Annotated in this window: 14 protein-coding genes and 1 riboswitch; of the genes, 4 read left to right on the plus strand and 10 right to left on the minus strand. The window is 70.4% G+C overall.

Features of this window, described 5'->3' with window-relative positions:
- Positions 1–62: 62 nt before the first annotated feature.
- Positions 63–1,502, minus strand: coding sequence for a gamma-aminobutyraldehyde dehydrogenase (locus ACFYY6_RS03770; protein ID WP_351516849.1), 1,440 nt, complete (start codon positions 1,500–1,502; stop codon positions 63–65).
- Between the two features lie 178 nt (positions 1,503–1,680).
- Between ACFYY6_RS03770 and ACFYY6_RS03775 the strand changes: the two genes are divergently transcribed.
- The 4 genes from ACFYY6_RS03775 (at position 1,681) to ACFYY6_RS03790 (ending at position 5,707) form a co-directional block, all read left to right on the plus strand.
- Positions 1,681–2,172, plus strand: coding sequence for an Lrp/AsnC family transcriptional regulator (locus tag ACFYY6_RS03775; RefSeq protein ID WP_351516848.1), 492 nt, complete (start codon positions 1,681–1,683; stop codon positions 2,170–2,172).
- The gene (locus tag ACFYY6_RS03780) at positions 2,157–3,536 is read left to right on the plus strand and encodes an aspartate aminotransferase family protein (RefSeq protein WP_389191540.1); all 1,380 of its coding nucleotides are present in this window, start codon (positions 2,157–2,159) and stop codon (positions 3,534–3,536) included. The genes ACFYY6_RS03775 and ACFYY6_RS03780 overlap by 16 nt, the downstream gene beginning before the upstream one ends.
- A gap of 270 nt (positions 3,537–3,806) precedes the next feature.
- A complete protein-coding gene (locus tag ACFYY6_RS03785; protein WP_389191543.1) occupies positions 3,807–4,544 on the plus strand; it encodes an ABC transporter ATP-binding protein in 738 nt (245 codons plus the stop codon).
- Entirely contained in the window at positions 4,526–5,707 is a 1,182-nt protein-coding gene (locus ACFYY6_RS03790; protein WP_351516845.1) for a hypothetical protein, read from the plus strand. Before ACFYY6_RS03785 ends, ACFYY6_RS03790 begins: the two co-directional genes overlap by 19 nt.
- Before the next feature lie 107 nt (positions 5,708–5,814).
- Here the strand turns inward: ACFYY6_RS03790 and ACFYY6_RS03795 are convergent, their stop codons facing one another.
- The 9 genes from ACFYY6_RS03795 to rpsB form a co-directional block, all read right to left on the minus strand.
- Positions 5,815–6,840: an ABC transporter ATP-binding protein gene (locus tag ACFYY6_RS03795; RefSeq protein WP_388647905.1), complete on the minus strand. Its 1,026-nt coding sequence runs from the start codon at positions 6,838–6,840 to the stop codon at positions 5,815–5,817.
- A gap of 22 nt (positions 6,841–6,862) precedes the next feature.
- The gene (locus ACFYY6_RS03800; protein ID WP_389191839.1) at positions 6,863–8,476 is read right to left on the minus strand and encodes an ABC transporter permease; all 1,614 of its coding nucleotides are present in this window, start codon (positions 8,474–8,476) and stop codon (positions 6,863–6,865) included.
- A gap of 140 nt (positions 8,477–8,616) precedes the next feature.
- Positions 8,617–9,741, minus strand: a complete 1,125-nt coding sequence (locus ACFYY6_RS03805) for a thiamine ABC transporter substrate-binding protein (protein WP_351516843.1) — start codon at positions 9,739–9,741, stop codon at positions 8,617–8,619.
- Positions 9,742–9,814: 73 nt separating this feature from the next.
- A riboswitch (TPP riboswitch) is annotated at positions 9,815–9,932 on the minus strand.
- Between the two features lie 247 nt (positions 9,933–10,179).
- Positions 10,180–11,286 carry a 23S rRNA (adenine(2503)-C(2))-methyltransferase RlmN gene (gene rlmN, locus ACFYY6_RS03810; protein ID WP_389191547.1) on the minus strand — a complete coding sequence of 369 codons (1,107 nt, stop codon included), beginning with the start codon at positions 11,284–11,286 and terminating at the stop codon, positions 10,180–10,182.
- A 144-nt stretch (positions 11,287–11,430) separates the two neighbouring features.
- The gene (locus ACFYY6_RS03815; protein WP_351516839.1) at positions 11,431–12,516 is read right to left on the minus strand and encodes a phosphatidate cytidylyltransferase; all 1,086 of its coding nucleotides are present in this window, start codon (positions 12,514–12,516) and stop codon (positions 11,431–11,433) included.
- The gene (gene frr / locus ACFYY6_RS03820; RefSeq protein ID WP_335938695.1) at positions 12,516–13,073 is read right to left on the minus strand and encodes a ribosome recycling factor; all 558 of its coding nucleotides are present in this window, start codon (positions 13,071–13,073) and stop codon (positions 12,516–12,518) included. Before frr ends, ACFYY6_RS03815 begins: the two co-directional genes overlap by 1 nt.
- Positions 13,074–13,253: 180 nt before the next feature.
- Entirely contained in the window at positions 13,254–14,030 is a 777-nt protein-coding gene (gene pyrH, locus ACFYY6_RS03825; RefSeq protein ID WP_351629585.1) for a UMP kinase, read from the minus strand.
- 160 nt (positions 14,031–14,190) lie between these two features.
- Positions 14,191–15,027 carry a translation elongation factor Ts gene (tsf, locus tag ACFYY6_RS03830; protein WP_351516837.1) on the minus strand — a complete coding sequence of 279 codons (837 nt, stop codon included), beginning with the start codon at positions 15,025–15,027 and terminating at the stop codon, positions 14,191–14,193.
- 99 nt (positions 15,028–15,126) lie between these two features.
- Positions 15,127–16,002 (minus strand): 30S ribosomal protein S2, encoded by an 876-nt coding sequence (gene rpsB / locus ACFYY6_RS03835; protein WP_351516836.1) that lies wholly within the window; start codon positions 16,000–16,002, stop codon positions 15,127–15,129.
- Positions 16,003–16,143: the final 141 nt, after the last annotated feature.

Consider the following 16,143-nt stretch of genomic DNA (forward strand, 5'->3'; position numbering starts at 1 on the left):
GGTACGGGCACGGGTGCGGCCCCGGGCGTGTGCCCGGGGCCGCAGCGGTTGTTGACGGAGGGTCAGCCGTCGAGCGAGGTCATGACGTGCTTGATGCGCGTGTAGTCCTCGAAGCCGTACGCGGAGAGGTCCTTGCCATAGCCGGACTTCTTGAATCCGCCGTGCGGCATCTCGGCGACGAGCGGGATGTGGGTGTTGATCCACACGCAGCCGAAGTCGAGGTTCTTGGACATCCGCATGGCGCGGGCGTGGTCCTTGGTCCACACCGAGGAGGCCAGCGCGTACTCGACGCCGTTCGCGTACTCCACGGCCTGGGCCTCGTCCGTGAACTTCTGGACGGTGATGACCGGGCCGAAGACCTCGTTCTGGATGATCTCGTCGTCCTGCTCGAGGCCGGAGACGACGGTCGGGGCGTAGAAGTAGCCCTTGTCGCCGACCCGGTGGCCGCCCGCCTCGACCCTGGCGTGGGCGGGGAGCCGCTCGATGAAGCCGCTGACCTGCTTCAGCTGGTTGGCGTTGTTCAGCGGGCCGTACAGCACGTCCTCGTCGTCCGGCTTGCCGGTCTTCGTGTCGGCGGCGGCCTTGGCGAGCGCGGTGACGAACTCGTCGTGGATGGACTCGTGGACCAGGACACGGGTGGCGGCCGTGCAGTCCTGACCGGCGTTGAAGTAGCCCGCCGTGGAGATGCCCTCGACGGCCTGGGCGATGTCGGTGTCCTCGAACACCACGACCGGCGCCTTGCCGCCGAGCTCCAGGTGGACCCGCTTGACGTCCTTGGCGGCGGATTCGGCGACCTGCATGCCGGCCCGTACCGAACCGGTGATGGAGGCCATCGCCGGGGTCGGGTGCTCGACCATCGCGCGGCCGGTGTCGCGGTCGCCGCAGATGACGTTGAAGACGCCCTTGGGGAGGATCTGCCCGATGATCTCGGCGATCAGCACGGTCGACGCCGGGGTGGTGTCGGACGGCTTGATGACGACGGTGTTGCCCGCGGCGAGCGCCGGGGCGAACTTCCAGACGGCCATCATCATCGGGTAGTTCCACGGCGCGACCTGCGCACAGACGCCGACCGGCTCACGCCGGACGATGGAGGTGAGGCCCTCCATGTACTCACCGGCCGAGCGGCCCTCCAGCAGTCGCGCCGCGCCCGCGAAGAAGCGGATCTGGTCCACCATCGGCGGGAGTTCCTCGGTGCGGGTGAGCTCGACCGGCTTGCCCGTGTTCTCCGACTCGGCGGCGATGAGGTCCTCGGCACGCTCCTCGAAGGCGTCCGCGATCTTCAGCAGGGCCTTCTGGCGCTCGGCGGGCGTGGTGTCGCGCCAGGCGGGGAAGGCCGCCGCGGCGGCCTCCATCGCGGCGTCGACGTCGGCCGGACCGGAGAGCGGCGAGGTCGCGTAGACCTCCTCGGTCACCGGGTTGATCACGTCGATGGTCCGCCCGTCAGCGGCGTCCCGGAACTCTCCGTTGATGTAGTTGCGCAGACGGCGCACCTCGGTGGTCACAACCACCCCTCCTGTCACACACGTCCAATGGTGAGATGTCCACCCTAGTCGCTTGGGTGTCGCTTTCGACATGCCCAACCACGGTGAACTTCGGATTCAGTGTGATCCAGAGCCTCAAACAACGAATTTCATCGATCCGGGGTTGCCAGACCGACGAGTCCCGGTGCAGAGTGGATGTGTGGCCAGTCGCAGCGCAGACTCCAGGAACGGGAACGGATCGCCCCCCGTGGTCGATGCCGTGTCCCTCGCGATCATCGAGCAGCTCCAGGAGGACGGGCGCCGCCCGTACGCCGCGATAGGCAAGGCCGTCGGCCTGTCCGAGGCGGCCGTACGGCAACGCGTCCAGAAGCTGCTCGACCAGGGAGTGATGCAGATCGTCGCCGTCACGGACCCGCTCACCGTGGGATTCCGGCGCCAGGCGATGGTCGGCATCAACGTCGACGGCGACCTCGACCCCGTGGCCGAGGCGTTGTCGGCCATGGCCGAGTGCGAGTACGTGGTGATGACCGCGGGCTCCTTCGACCTGATAGTGGAGATCGTCTGCGAGGACGACGACCACCTGCTGGAAACGATCAACAAACGCATCCGGGCCATCCCCGGCGTGCGCTCCACCGAGAGCTTCGTGTACCTGAAGCTCAAGAAGCAGACCTATATGTGGGGAACCCGATAGCCGTGAGCAAGGACCTCAGCCGAACCGCGTACGACCACCTGTGGATGCACTTCACCCGCATGTCGGACTATGCGAACGCGCCCGTTCCCACCATCGTGCGGGGTGAGGGCACCTACATCTTCGACGACCAGGGCAAGCGCTACATCGACGGCCTGTCCGGCCTGTTCGTGGTCAACGCCGGCCACGGCCGTCACGAGCTCGCCGAGGCGGCCTACAAGCAGGGTCAGGAGCTGGGCTTCTTCCCGGTCTGGTCCTACGCCCACCCGAAGGCCGTCGAGCTCGCCGACCGCCTCGCCGACTACGCGCCGGGCGACCTCAACAAGGTCTTCTTCACCACCGGCGGCGGCGAGGCCGTGGAGACCGCCTGGAAGCTGGCCAAGCAGTACTTCAAGCTCCAGGGCAAGCCGACCAAGTACAAGGTCATCTCGCGCGCGGTGGCCTACCACGGCACCCCGCAGGGCGCCCTGTCGATCACCGGCCTGCCGGGCCTGAAGGCCCCCTTCGAGCCGCTGGTCCCCGGCGCGCACAAGGTCCCCAACACCAACATCTACCGCGCCCCGATCCACGGCGACGACCCGGTGGCCTTCGGCCGCTGGGCCGCCGACCAGATCGAGCAGCAGATCCTCTTCGAGGGCCCCGAAACCGTCGCCGCGGTCTTCCTGGAGCCGGTGCAGAACGCCGGTGGCTGCTTCCCGCCGCCGCCCGGCTACTTCCAGCGCGTGCGCGAGATCTGCGACAAGTACGACGTGCTGCTCGTCTCCGACGAGGTCATCTGCGCCTTCGGCCGCCTGGGCACCATGTTCGCCTGCGACAAGTTCGGCTACGTGCCGGACATGATCACCTGCGCCAAGGGCATGACCTCGGGCTACTCCCCCATCGGCGCCTGCATCGTCTCGGACCGCGTCGCCGCGCCGTTCTACGAGGAGGGCAACACCTTCCTGCACGGCTACACCTTCGGTGGCCACCCGGTGTCCTCGGCGGTCGCTCTCGCCAACCTCGACATCTTCGAGCGCGAGGGCCTCAACCAGCACGTGCTGGACAACGAGAACGCCTTCCTCACCACGCTGCAGAAGCTGAACGACCTGCCGATCGTCGGCGACGTCCGCGGCAACGGCTTCTTCTACGGCATCGAGCTGGTGAAGGATAGGGCCACCAAGGAGACGTTCAGCGACGAGGAGACCGAGCGCGTCCTGTACGGGTTCCTCTCCAAGGCGCTCTACGACAACGGCCTGTACTGCCGTGCCGACGACCGCGGCGACCCGGTCGTCCAGCTCGCGCCGCCGCTGACCTCCGACCAGTCGACGTTCGACGAGATCGAGGGCATCCTGCGCAACGTCCTGACGCAGGCGTGGGCCAAGCTCTGACCGGCAGTTCCGTCCGCCGACCGGCCACGGACCGGCCGGCGGACGGAATCCGGCGCCCGACCGCTGCCTGACGACCGCCCGACCGGCGGTCGTCCCCCCATGGTCCACGACGGCCCGGGTGCCCCCATTCGAGTGGGATGGGGTGCACCCGGGCCGTGTGCTGTGCCCAGACCCCGGTCCGGATCCCTACGGTGCCGAGTGACCGATCGGCCCCCGCATCGTTCCCCCGTACAGGGGACGGGACTTACGATCTGAACCGAGGTGTACACCATGGTGGCCCCGCCGGACAACGACGTGATCTGGGCGCGTTCCCTCCAGCACTCCCACAACGGCTCGCCCGCGCTCGGCGGAGTCTCGCTGGGCGTCCGCGACGGCGAGATCCTCGCCGTGACGGGCCCCAGAGGCAGCGGCAAGACGACCCTGCTGCTCTGCCTGTCCGGTCAGTTGGTGCCCGAGCAGGGCGAGGTGTGGTTCAACAGCGTCCCCGTCCACACCATGGGCCCCCGGCTGCGCGAACGGCTGCGCCGGGACAGGTTCGGCTGGATCGCCCCCGTACCGCAGCTCGTCCCGGAGCTGAACGCCTGGGAGAACGTGGCGCTTCCACTGCTCCTGCGGGGCACCACGCACCGGGAGGCGAAGAAGACCGGCCTGGAGTGGCTGGAGCGGCTCGACATCGGCGCGTGCGCCAAGCAGCGGCCGCACACCCTGCTCCAGGGAGAGCGCCAGCGGATTGCCGTGGCCCGCGCGCTGGCCACCTCGCCGACGGTGATCTTCGCCGACGAGCCGACCGCGGCCCTGCACCACGCCGACCGGGCGCACGTGCTGCGCACCCTCACCAGCGCGGCCCGCTCGCACCGCATCACGGTGGTGCTCGCCACCCATGACGCGGAGGTCGCCTCCCTCGCCGACCGTACGGTCCCGCTGCTGGACGGCCGCTGCGTCGCCACCGTCTCCCTGCCCGCCGTGTCCGATGCGGAGGGCCGCGCCGCGTGCTCGCTCTCCGTCTAGCCCGGGGCTCCCGTCCGCTGGTCCTGCTGCGCAGGCTGCTCGTCGCGGCAGCCTCCGCCGGGGTCGGCTTCCTGCTGCTGTGCGCCCTGGGCTACGCGTCGGGGCACCCGGACCGGCCCACCGCTGCGCTGCTGCGGCTGCTGTGGTGCTTCGTACCGCTCGCCGCCACCGTGCAGTTCGCGGTCGCGGTGGCCCGTACGGATCCCAGCACCCGGCCGCGTTCCGGGCTGTCCGCCGTGGGCCTGGGGCCAGTGAAGCTCACCGTGCTGGCCGCCGTCTCCACCGCCGTCTCCTGCACGCTCGGATCGGTGGTGGCGCTGCTGGTCTTCCTCCACCTGCGCGGCGATCTGTCCGGGCTGCCGTTCGACGGCGCCGCGGCCGGACTGCTCGACGCCCGATCCCCGCTGCCGCTTGCCGCCACGCTGGTGCTGCTGTCCCTGGTCCCGGTGTCCGCGGCCGTCGCGAGCGGAATCGCGTTGCGCGAGCGGCCCGTGGTGGTCCCGCTGCCCGACGAGGGCCCCGCGGACGGCCCGCGGGAGGAACACCCCGCTCCGGCCACGCCCCCGGGCGGGCTGCCGTGGGGCGTGGCCCTGACCGCCGTGGGCCTCGCCGTCGAGGCGTACATGAGCCGCGGTGACGGGCACAGCCTGCTCCCGCTCCCGGGCCGTCTCGACGACAGCCCGGCCGGGGTGCTGGTGGGGTGGGCGCTGACGGCGGTCGGCCTGGCGATGGCCGGGCCCGGCCTGGCGTACCACTGCGGCCGGCTGCTGCAGTCGGTGCGCCCCGGTGCCGTACGGCTGCTGGCCGGACGGGTCCTCATGGACGAGGCGCGCCGGATCGGCGGGCCGCTCGGTGTGGTGTGCGCGGTGCTCTCGGCGGTGGTCGCCGTGTACGCGCTGCACGGAACCGGGCCACGCCCCTTCGGCCCGCTCACCGCGCTGGGCTCGGTGCTCGTCCTCGGCTGCACCGCGGCCACCCTGCTGACCTCGGCCCTGGAGGCCAGGCAGGACCGTTCCCGAACGTCACGGACGCTGCTGCGGCTCGGCACCCCGGCCTCGGCGCTGCGGTACGCGACGGCGCTGCGCGCCGCCGTCCTGCTGGCGGTGTTCGCCCCGCTGACCTGGCTGGTCGCCGAGCTGGCGGCGCTGCCGCTGACCGTCTGACGAGGCCGTCCCCGCGGGCGGCGGCCGTCGGGGGCGCGGGCCGGCCGCCTCCGGTGGGGCGACCCGCGTGTGCCGTCCCGGGCCCGCCCGGTCGCCCGGGGCCCACGTCACCGTTCGGCGGGCAGCACCACGCACTCCGCCGCGTCGAAACGGACCCCGACCGTCTCCCCCTCCCCGGGGACGTCGCGCAGCGCGCACTCCGCCTCCAGAGCCGGACCGCGCTGCGGCGTCAGCCGTACGGCGACGCGATCGCCCCGGAACGTGCGGGCCCCGACCGCGCAGCGCAGCCCCTCCTCCGGGGCACCGATCCGCACCCCGGCCGGACGCACGAGCAGGGCGCGCTCCCCCTGCGGCGACCCCTCGGGCACCGGGACCCCGCCCCACGCCGTGTCGGCGACCGCGCCGTCCACCGTCGCCGCCACCACGTTGTCGAAGCCGAGGAACCGGGCGACGAACGCGGAGGCGGGCCGCTGCCACACCTCCAGCGGCGTGCCCGTCTGGGCGATGTGCCCGTCCCGCATCACGACCACCCGGTCGGCCAGCGCGAACGCCTCGCCCTGGTCGTGCGTGACGGCCAGCACCGTCGTACCCAACCGGCCGAAGAGCATGCGCAGTTCGGCCACGAGGCGTTCGCGCAGACCGCGGTCGAGCTGGCCGAGCGGCTCGTCCAGCATCAGCAGCTTGGGACGCGGGGCGAGCGCCCGCGCGAGGGCGACCCGCTGCTGCTCGCCTCCGGACAACGCGGCGACGGCGCGCCGCTGGGCGCCCGGCAGGCCCACCAGGTCGAGGAGTTCGCCGACCCGGCGCTCCTGATCGCGCCGGGACACCCCGCGCATCCGCAGCCCGAACGCGACGTTGGCGCCGACGTCCCGGTGCGGGAAGAGCTGGTGGTCCTGGAACATCAGGCCGAGACCCCGCCGGTGCACCGGCACCCCCGCCTGGTCCGCCCCGTCCAGCAGCACCCGGCCGCCGTCCGTCCTCTGGAGCCCGGCGACCACCCGCAGCAGGGTCGACTTGCCGCTGCCGCTCGGTCCCAGCACACAGACGATCTCGTGCTCGTCGACCGCCAGGTCCACCCGGTCGAGCGCGGTCCGCTCACCGAAGCGGACCGTGGCCGATTCCAGTGTCAGCATCGTCAGAACTCCCCGGACATCCCTAGAACTCGCCGGACCGGTCCGTGCGAATACGTTCGAGCAGCAGCAGCGAGACCGCGCAGACCACCATCAGAATGGTGCTGAGCGCCATCGCCTGGCCGTAGTTGAGCTCACCGGCCCGGCCCAGCAGCCGGGCCACCGCGACCGGCAGCGTCGGCCGGTCGGGCCGCGCGATGAACACCGTCGCGCCGAACTCGCCGAGCGAAACGGCGAACGCGAAACCGGCCGCGACCAGCAACGCCCGCCGCACCAACGGGAGATCTACCTCCCGCCAGGCCCGCAACGGCGACGCCCCCAGCACCGCGGCCGCCTCCCGGAGCCGGCCGTCCACCGCGCGCAGCACCGGCAGCATGGTCCGCACGACGAAGGGCACGCCGACCAGCGCCTGGGCGAGCGGCACCAGGATCCATGACGTGCGCAGGTCCAGTGGCGGCTTGTCCAGAGTGATCAGGAAGCCGAAGCCGACGGTGACCGCCGACACCCCGAGCGGCAGCATCAGCAGCGCGTCGAAACCGCGCACGAGCCGCCCCGCGCGCCGGGTCAGCGCCGCGGCGGCCAACCCGCCGACGACCAGCGCGATCACGGTCGCGACCAGCGCGTACGCCACGGAGTTCCCGATCGCTTCGAGCGGCGCGACCAGGAAGGTGCCGCCGCCCGCGTCCACGGAACCCAGGGCACGGTAGAAGTCGAGGCCGTGGCCGTCCGGGGTGTCCAGCGAGCGTTCCACCAGCACCGCGAGGGGCAGCAGGATCAGCACCAGCACGGTCAGCAGCACCGCGCCGAGCAGCGCCCACTGCCCGGCCCCGCGCGGCCTGCGGGCGGTCCGTTCCGGATCGACCAGCCTCAGCGCGGTCTCCCTGCGCCGTACGGTCCACGCGTGCACGGCGAGGATCGTGCCCACCGCGGCGAACTGGACCAGTGTCAGCACGGCCGCGGTCGGAAGTGCGAGGAGCTGGGCGGTCTGCCGGTAGATCTCCACCTCCAGCGTGGCGTACCCGGGGCCGCCGAGGATCTGCACGACACCGAAGGAGGTGAAGGTGAAGAGGAAGACCATCAGCGCGGCGGCGGCCACGGCGGGCGCGAGGGCCGGCAGCGTGACCCGTCGCCAGGCCGCGAACCGTCCGGCGCCCAGCACCCGGGCGGCCTCCTCCTGCCGCGGGTCGAGCTGCGCCCACAGACCGCCGACGGTCCGTACGACCACCGCGTAGTTGAAGAAGACATGGGCGAGGAGAATCGCCCACACCGTGGTGTCGAGGCGCACCCCCCAGAGTTCGTCGAGGAACCCGCCGCGCCCCAGCATCGCCAGGAACGCCGTCCCGACGACGACGGTCGGCAGGACGAACGGCACGGTGACCACCGCCCGCAGCACTTGCTTTCCGGGGAAGTCGAGGCGGGCGAAGACGTACGCGCCGGGCAGCGCGACGAGCAGCGTCAGCGCGGTCGAGGCGAGCGCCTGCCAGGTGGTGAACCACAGGACGTCACGGATCTCCGGCCGGGCCAGCACCTCGCCGATCCGGCCGAACTGCCACACACCGTCCGCCTTCAGCCCCCGGCCGACGATCGCGACGACGGGGTAGGCGAAGAACACCGCGAAGAACGCGACGGGCACGGCCATCAGGGACGGCCGCACCGCGCCCGCACCCAGGCGCCGGGCCGCCGTCCGCACCGCGTCCGTCCTGCGCCCGGCGCGCGGGCGCGGACCCGTGACGTCCGCGCCCTTCGCCGCCGCGCCCGTCCCCCGTGCGGCGGTCCCGGCTACTTCACGACGAGCGAGGACCACGACTGGACCCACTGCTCACGGTTCTTGGCGATCAGGTCGGGGGCGACGGTCGTCGGCTTCTCGACGGTCTCGCCGAACTTCGTGAACAGCTCCGGCAGTTTCGCGTCCGACACGACCGGGTTCACGAACATGTTGAGCGGCATGTCCTCCTGGAACTTCTTGCCGATCAGGAAGTCCAGCAGTGCCTTGCCACCCGCCTCGTTCTTGGCGCCGTCCAACAGGCCCGCGAACTCGATCTGCCGGAAGCAGGTACCGGTGGCGACCCCGGTCGGGGCCTCGGCCGGCTGCGGCTTCGCGTACAGCACCTCGACGGGCGGGCTGGAGGCGTACGAGACGACGAGCGGACGGTCGGCCTTGGCCTTCCTGCCGCCCGCGGAGCCGGAGAACTCCTCGTTGTACGCCTGCTCCCAGCCGTCGACGACCTTGACGCCGTTGTCCTTCAGCTTCTTCCAGTAGTCCTGGTAGCCCTTCTCGCCGTAGGCGGCGACGGTGCCGAGGAGGAAGCCGAGGCCGGGCGAGGAGGTCGCCGCGTTCTCGGTGACCAGGAGGTTCTTGTACGCGGGCTTCGCCAGGTCGTCGAAGGTCCGCGGCGGAGCGAGCTTCTTGTCGGCGAAGTACTTCTTGTCGTAGTTCACGCAGACGTCGCCGGTGTCGACCGGCGTGACCCGGTGCTCGGCATCCAGCCGGGTGGCGGCCTCGACCCGATCGATGCCCTTCGCCTCGTACGGCGTGAACAGGCCGCTGTCCAGGGCGCGGGAGAGCAGGGTGTTGTCGACGCCGAAGAACACGTCTCCGCGCGGTGAGCCCTTGGTCAGGATCTCCTGGTTGAGTGCGACGCCCGCGTCGCCGCTCTTGAGGACCTTGACGGTGTAGCCGGTCTCCTCGGTGAACTCCTTCAGCACCGCTTCGGACGCGTTGAAGGAGTCGTGGCTGACGAGCGTCACGGTCTTCGGACCGGCGCCCTTCGTGCCGCCGGAGCCGGAGGACGACGTGTCGGAACTCCCGCAGCCGGCCAGTGCCGTGATGCCGAGCGCGGCCACGACGGCCGTGAGACGTACGGACCCGGGCGTGGTTCCCGTGGTCCTGCGCGTGGTGGTCATGATGGATTCCTCCTGGGTTTTGGCCAGGAAGAGACGCGGCCCCACCCGCGGGACGCGGGCAGGGCGCAACAGCATGAGTTGATGACCGAACTTCCTACCCGGAATGACCCGGGCGAGGTTCAGAGGGTCTGCGGACGACCGGTCCCCCGGTGCCGCACTCTCAGCGCTGTGGCGCTCCCCTGTCGGAATATGAAGTTGATTTCCGGACCAGGTTACACGGGCCGCCCGGCCGGGCCGCCGGGGCCTCGGCGCACGGTCGACGCCGCAGGCCCCGACTCCTTGACGCCCCGTCCGCTCCGGAGCCCTGCCGGACCACCGCGGCCCCGGCCAGCGCCGGTCTCGACGCTCCCGTGGAACCGGCGATCGCCGCTCTCAGCACTCCCGCGGGCCCGGCGGACTTCGGCCTCGGCATTCCCACGGACCCGGAGAATGCCTGTGTCAGCGCTCGGCCGCCGCCAGCTGTCCGCAGGCCCCGTCGATCTCCTGGCCCCGGGTGTCCCGTACGGTCACCGGAACCCCGTGCGCCGCGATGGCCTCGACGAACGCCTTCTCGTCCTCGGGCCGGGAGGCCGTCCACTTGGAGCCGGGCGTCGGGTTCAGCGGGATCAGGTTGACGTGCACCCGCTTGCCCTTGAGCAGCCGGCCGAGCAGGTCGCCCCGCCACGCCTGGTCGTTGATGTCCCGGATCAGCGCGTACTCGATGGAGACGCGGCGGCCGGACTTCTCCGCGTACTCCCACGCGGCGTCCAGCACCTCGCGCACCTTCCACCGGGTGTTCACCGGGACGAGGGTGTCGCGCAGTTCGTCGTCCGGCGCGTGCAGCGAGACGGCGAGACGGCACTTGAAGCCCTCGTCGGCGAAGCGCAGCATCGCGGGCACCAGCCCCACGGTGGAAACGGTGATCCCGCGCTGTGAGAGCCCCAGCCCGTCCGGCTCCGGATCGGTCAGCCGGCGGATCGCGCCGACCACGCGGTTGTAGTTGGCCAGCGGCTCGCCCATGCCCATGAAGACGATGTTGGAGAGCCGCGCCGGTCCTCCGGGCACCTCCCCGTCGCGCAGCGCCCGCATGCCGTCCACGATCTGGTGGACGATCTCCGCGGTCGACAGATTGCGGTCCAGACCGGCCTGCCCGGTGGCGCAGAACGGGCAGTTCATCCCGCAGCCCGCCTGCGAGGAGATGCACATCGTCACCCGCTCCGGGTAACGCATCAGGACGGACTCGACGAGCGTCCCGTCGTGCAGCTTCCACAGCGTCTTGCGGGTGGTGTCGTCGTCGCAGCTGATGTGGCGGACCACCGACATCAGCTCGGGGAACATCGCCTCGGCGAGCTTCTCCCGCGAGGCGGCCGGGATGTTGGTCCACTCGGCCGGGTTGTGCGCGTACCGCGCGAAGTAGTGCTGCGAGAGCTGCTGGGCGCGGAACGGCTTCTCGCCGATCGCGGCGACCGCCTCCTTGCGCTCGGCGGGCGTGAGGTCGGCGAGATGCCGCGGCGGCTTCTTGGCTCCGCGGGGTGCGACGAAAGTGAGTTCTCCGGGCTTAGGCATGGTCCGTCCAGTGTCGCAGACGCGGCGACGAGGGCCCGCCGCCCTGTGGACAACGCCCTGTGGGCAGCGGGCCCTCGTCCGAGAACGCCAAGGTCGGGACGGGCGGGGCGCACCGTCCGCGGGCTCACAGCCTGCCGGGTGCTCTCAGCCGGAGCCGACGAACAGCACCAGCAGCAGCCAGACCACCGGAGCGGTCGGCAGCAGCGAGTCCAGCCGGTCCATGATCCCGCCGTGTCCCGGCAGCAGCGTGCCCATGTCCTTGATGCCGAGGTCCCGCTTGATCATCGACTCGCCCAGGTCGCCCAGGGTGGCGCTGGCCGCGACCGCGAGCCCCAGCAGCAGCCCCTGCCACCAGGCACCGCCGTCGATCAGGAACTGCATGCACAGGGCACCCGCGACCATCGCGAAGGCGACGGCCCCGAAGAGGCCCTCGCGGGTCTTCCCGGGGCTGATGCGCGGAGCGAGCTTGTGCTTGCCGAAGCGCCAGCCGACGGCGTACGCCCCTGTGTCGCTGACCACGGTCAGCAGCAGGAAGGTGAGCACCCGCTGCGGCCCGTCGTCCGCGGTCAGGAGCATGGCGACGAACGTGGCGAGGAACGGCACGTAGAACGCGGCGAACACACCGGCCGTGACGTCCTTGAGGTAGTCCTCCGGAGGCTGGGCCATCCGCCAGACGAGAACCGCGAGCGCGGTCAGTGCCACGGCCACCCAGGCGCCCTCGGCACCCTTCATGTACCCGGCCACCACCATCGCCGCACCGCCGACCGCCAGCGGCACGAGCGGCGCGTTGATGCCCTTGCGCTCCGACAGCCGTGAGGTGAGCTCCCACAGGCCCACGACGACGGCGACGACGATCACCCCGACGAAGACGGCCTTCACGACGAACAGCGAGGCGACGATGACGGCGCCGAGCCCCACCCCGACCCCTATGGCGGCTCGCAGATCGCGGCCCGCACGTTTCTTCTGCGGGGGCGGTGGCGCGGTGGGCATGGGCTCCTGCGGCTTCTCGTCGCGGAACAGGGGGCCACCGTTCGGGCGTGCGCCCCCCTGCTCCCGGTCGTCACGGTCGTCAGCGTCTCCACCTGCGTCAGGGGCGTCCGGCACGATGGGCATGGGCCGAGTCTGCTGGGCGTCATGCACATCGTGCGCGGGACCTGCCGGGGCAGCACGCATCTCGGGCGCAGCCCACGGACCGGCTCCCGGCGTGGCGCCCCAGGAAGAGTCGTTCATCAGACTTCGAGCAGCTCGGCTTCCTTGTGCTTGAGCAGCTCGTCGACCTGTGCGACGTACTTCGCGGTGGTGTCGTCGAGCTCCTTCTCGGCGCGACGCACCTCGTCCTCGCCGGTCTCCTTGTCCTTGACCAGCTTGTCGAGCGCTTCCTTGGCCTTGCGGCGCACGGCCCGGATGGAGATGCGGGAGTCCTCGGCCTTGGTCCTCGCGACCTTGATGTAGTCGCGGCGGCGCTCCTCGGTGAGCTCCGGGAAGGTCACCCGGATGATATTGCCGTCGTTGCTCGGGTTGACGCCGAGGTCCGAGTCGCGGATGGCCTGCTCGATGTTGCGCAGCGCGCTCTTGTCGAACGGCGTCACGACGGCCATGCGGGGCTCGGGCACCGAGAACGAGGCGAGCTGGTTGATCGGGGTCAGCGCACCGTAGTAGTCGGCGACGATCTTGTTGAACATCGCCGGGTGGGCGCGGCCGGTCCGGATCGCGGCGAAGTCCTCTTTCGCGACGACGACGGCCTTCTCCATCTTCTCCTCGGCCTCGAGGAGGGTTTCTTCGATCACCACGTGCTCCTGCGTGTCTTGAGTGGGCCCGGCGTGCTCGGGCCCGCGGATCTGCGTCGCGTCCTCACCTGCACGGTGTCCGACCGGCAGGCCGTTGTCCATCCTCCGGGGCGCCGTGCCGGGGCTTTCCCTGCGGGTCCCGGACCCTGCCCGCGGCTTCCCGGGGACGTTTCCCGGTCCTCAGGCCCGGGTGCCCTGGTCACTCACGAGCGTGCCGATCTTCTCACCCTTGACCGCGCGGGCGATATTGCCCGTGGCCGTCAGCTCGAAGACGAGGATCGGCAGCTCGTTGTCACGGCAGAGCGTGATGGCGGTGGCGTCGGCGACCTTGAGATCGCGCGCGAGCACCTCGCCGTATTCGAGCGCGTCGAACTTCACCGCGTCGGGGTTGGTCTTCGGGTCGGAGTCGTAGACCCCGTCCACACCGTTCTTGCCCATCAGCAGGGCCTGAGCGCCGATCTCCAGGGCCCGCTGGGCTGCCGTGGTGTCGGTGGAGAAGTACGGCATGCCCATGCCCGCGCCGAAGATGACGACGCGCCCCTTCTCCAGGTGCCGCACGGCACGCAGCGGAATGTACGGCTCCGCGACCTGACCCATGGTGATGGCCGTCTGGACGCGGGAGTCGATGCCCTCCTTCTCCAGGAAGTCCTGGAGCGCCAGACAGTTCATGACCGTGCCGAGCATGCCCATGTAGTCGGACCGGGCCCGGTCCATGCCGCGCTGCTGGAGTTCGGCACCACGGAAGAAGTTCCCGCCGCCGATCACGACCGCGATCTGTGCGCCGTCACGGACGACCGCCGCGATTTCCCGGGCGATGGCGTGCACGACGTCGGGGTCGACACCGAGTCCCCCGCCGCCGGCGAACGCCTCTCCGGACAGCTTCAGCATGAAGCGTCCGGGTACCTTGTCGTCATCGCGCTTGTGGTCGCCTTTGGCGGCGTCCGCGCCCTTGTTCATGGAGATTCTCCTCGTGCACATACCAAGAAGGCCATTGCCGGTGGGTCTGGTGTCCCTCAGCGGCAATGGCCTCCTCGTCAGATCTGCGGTCGTACGGCATGGGTGCGGCCGACGACTGCACCGGACCCCCTGAGGGGTCCACCGTTGTTCGCGGACGGACTCAGATGCCGACCTTGATGCGCGAGAAGCGCTTCAGGGTGACACCGGCCTCGTCCAGAACCTTCTGGACCGACTTCTTGTTGTCCTTGGCGAACGCCTGCTCCAGAGCGACGACCTCCTTGAAGAAGCCGTTGACCCGCCCCTCGACGATCTTCGGGAGAGCGGCCTCGGGCTTGCCCTCCTCGCGGGAGGTGGCCTCGGCGACACGGCGCTCGTTCTCGACCGTCTCGGCCGGGACGTCCTCGCGGCTGAGGTACTTCGGGGCGAAGGCGGCGATGTGCTGCGCAACGTCCTTGGCGACCTCGGCGTTCTCCTTGTCCAGCTCGACCAGGACGCCGACCTGCGGCGGGAGGTCGGGCATGGTGCGGTGCATGTACGCGGCCACGTAACCGCCGGTGAACTGCGCGAAGCGGTCCAGGACGATCTTCTCGCCGAGGTTGGCGTTGGCCTCGTCGACGTACGCCTGGACGGTCTTGCCGGCCTCGATCTCGGAGGCGAGCAGCGCGGCCAGGTCGGCCGGGGAGGTTGCGGCGACGTGCGCGGCGAGCGTGTTGGCGACGTTCTGGAACTTCTCGCCCTTGGCGACGAAGTCCGTCTCGCACTTCAGCTCCAGCAGGACGCCGGTGGTCTTGTCCTCGGAGATGAGGGAGACGACGGCACCGTTCTCGGCGGAACGGCCCTCGCGCTTGGCGACGCCCTTCTGGCCCTTGATACGGAGCGCCTCGACGGCCTTCTCGACGTTGCCCTCGGCCTCGTCCAGCGCCTTCTTGCAGTCCATCATGCCGGCGCCGGTCAGCTCGCGGAGCTTCTTGACGTCAGCGGCGGTGTAGTTCGCCATGAGTCTGTGTTTCTCTCTCGAAGTCTGAAAGATCTACGGGTGAACGGCGGGGGCGGTGCTCGTGGCACCGGCCCCCGCCGTCATCAGCCGTGACGGGTGTCAGGCCTGCTCGGCGTCCGCGGCCGGGGCTTCGGCCTTGTCGGCGTCCGCGGCCTTCTCGGTCTCGGCGGAGGACTGGACCTCGGCGTCGGCCTTCTTGTCGCCCTCGAGCAGGTCGCGCTCCCACTCGGCGAGCGGCTCACCGGCGGCCTTCTCGCCCGGCTTCGAGTCACCGGTGGCGGCACCGGAGCGGGCGATGAGGCCCTCGGCGACGGCGTCGGCGATCACGCGGGTGAGCAGGGTGACGGAGCGGATCGCGTCGTCGTTGCCCGGAATCTTGTAGTCGACCTCGTCGGGGTCGCAGTTGGTGTCGAGGATCGCGACGACCGGGATGTTGAGCTTGCGAGCCTCGCCGACGGCGATGTGCTCCTTCTTGGTGTCGACGATCCAGACGGCGCTCGGCACCTTCTGCATCTCGCGGATACCACCGAGGGTCTTCTCCAGCTTGGCCTTCTCGCGCGAGAGGACCAGGAGCTCCTTCTTGGTGAGACCGGAGGCGGCCACGTCCTCGAAGTCGATGAGCTCCAGCTCCTTCAGGCGCTGGAGGCGCTTGTAGACGGTGGAGAAGTTGGTGAGCATGCCGCCGAGCCAACGCTGGTTGACGTACGGCATCCCGACGCGCGTCGCCTGCTCGGCGATGGCCTCCTGGGCCTGCTTCTTGGTACCGACGAACATGATGGAGCCGCCGTGGGCGACGGTCTCCTTGACGAACTCGTAGGCGCGGTCGATGTACGACAGCGACTGGAGCAGGTCGATGATGTAGATGCCGTTGCGCTCGGTGAAGATGAAGCGCTTCATCTTCGGGTTCCAACGACGGGTCTGGTGACCGAAGTGGACGCCGCTCTCCAGCAGCTCCCGCATCGTGACGACGGCCATGGCCGTACTCCTTGGGGTACTCGGTTGTCGCGACCGCAGGATTGCTGTCGCGCCTGACGCCCCGACGCGCCGTGCCACGAAGGACCGAGGAGCGCGGCCACCGTCCGCGAAGAGGGAGGTGGCGGGGCGTGCGAAGTCGAC

The sequence above is a fragment of the Streptomyces sp. NPDC001750 genome (genome assembly GCF_042892615.1).
GTDB lineage: Bacteria > Actinomycetota > Actinomycetes > Streptomycetales > Streptomycetaceae > Streptomyces.

Excerpts from the sequence above, each read along its gene's own strand:
- ACFYY6_RS03785 (WP_389191543.1), top strand. The coding sequence starts at position 3,807 with ATGGTGGCCCCGCCGGACAACGACGTGATCTGGGCGCGTTCCCTCCAG.
- ACFYY6_RS03795 (WP_388647905.1), bottom strand. The coding sequence starts at position 6,840 with ATGCTGACACTGGAATCGGCCACGGTCCGCTTCGGTGAGCGGACCGCG.
- ACFYY6_RS03800 (WP_389191839.1), bottom strand. The coding sequence starts at position 8,476 with ATGGCCGTGCCCGTCGCGTTCTTCGCGGTGTTCTTCGCCTACCCCGTC.
- ACFYY6_RS03805 (WP_351516843.1), bottom strand. The coding sequence starts at position 9,741 with ATGACCACCACGCGCAGGACCACGGGAACCACGCCCGGGTCCGTACGT.
- rlmN (WP_389191547.1), bottom strand. The coding sequence starts at position 11,286 with ATGCCTAAGCCCGGAGAACTCACTTTCGTCGCACCCCGCGGAGCCAAG.
- ACFYY6_RS03815 (WP_351516839.1), bottom strand. The coding sequence starts at position 12,516 with ATGAACGACTCTTCCTGGGGCGCCACGCCGGGAGCCGGTCCGTGGGCT.
- pyrH (WP_351629585.1), bottom strand. The coding sequence starts at position 14,030 with ATGAACAAGGGCGCGGACGCCGCCAAAGGCGACCACAAGCGCGATGAC.
- tsf (WP_351516837.1), bottom strand. The coding sequence starts at position 15,027 with ATGGCGAACTACACCGCCGCTGACGTCAAGAAGCTCCGCGAGCTGACC.
- rpsB (WP_351516836.1), bottom strand. The coding sequence starts at position 16,002 with ATGGCCGTCGTCACGATGCGGGAGCTGCTGGAGAGCGGCGTCCACTTC.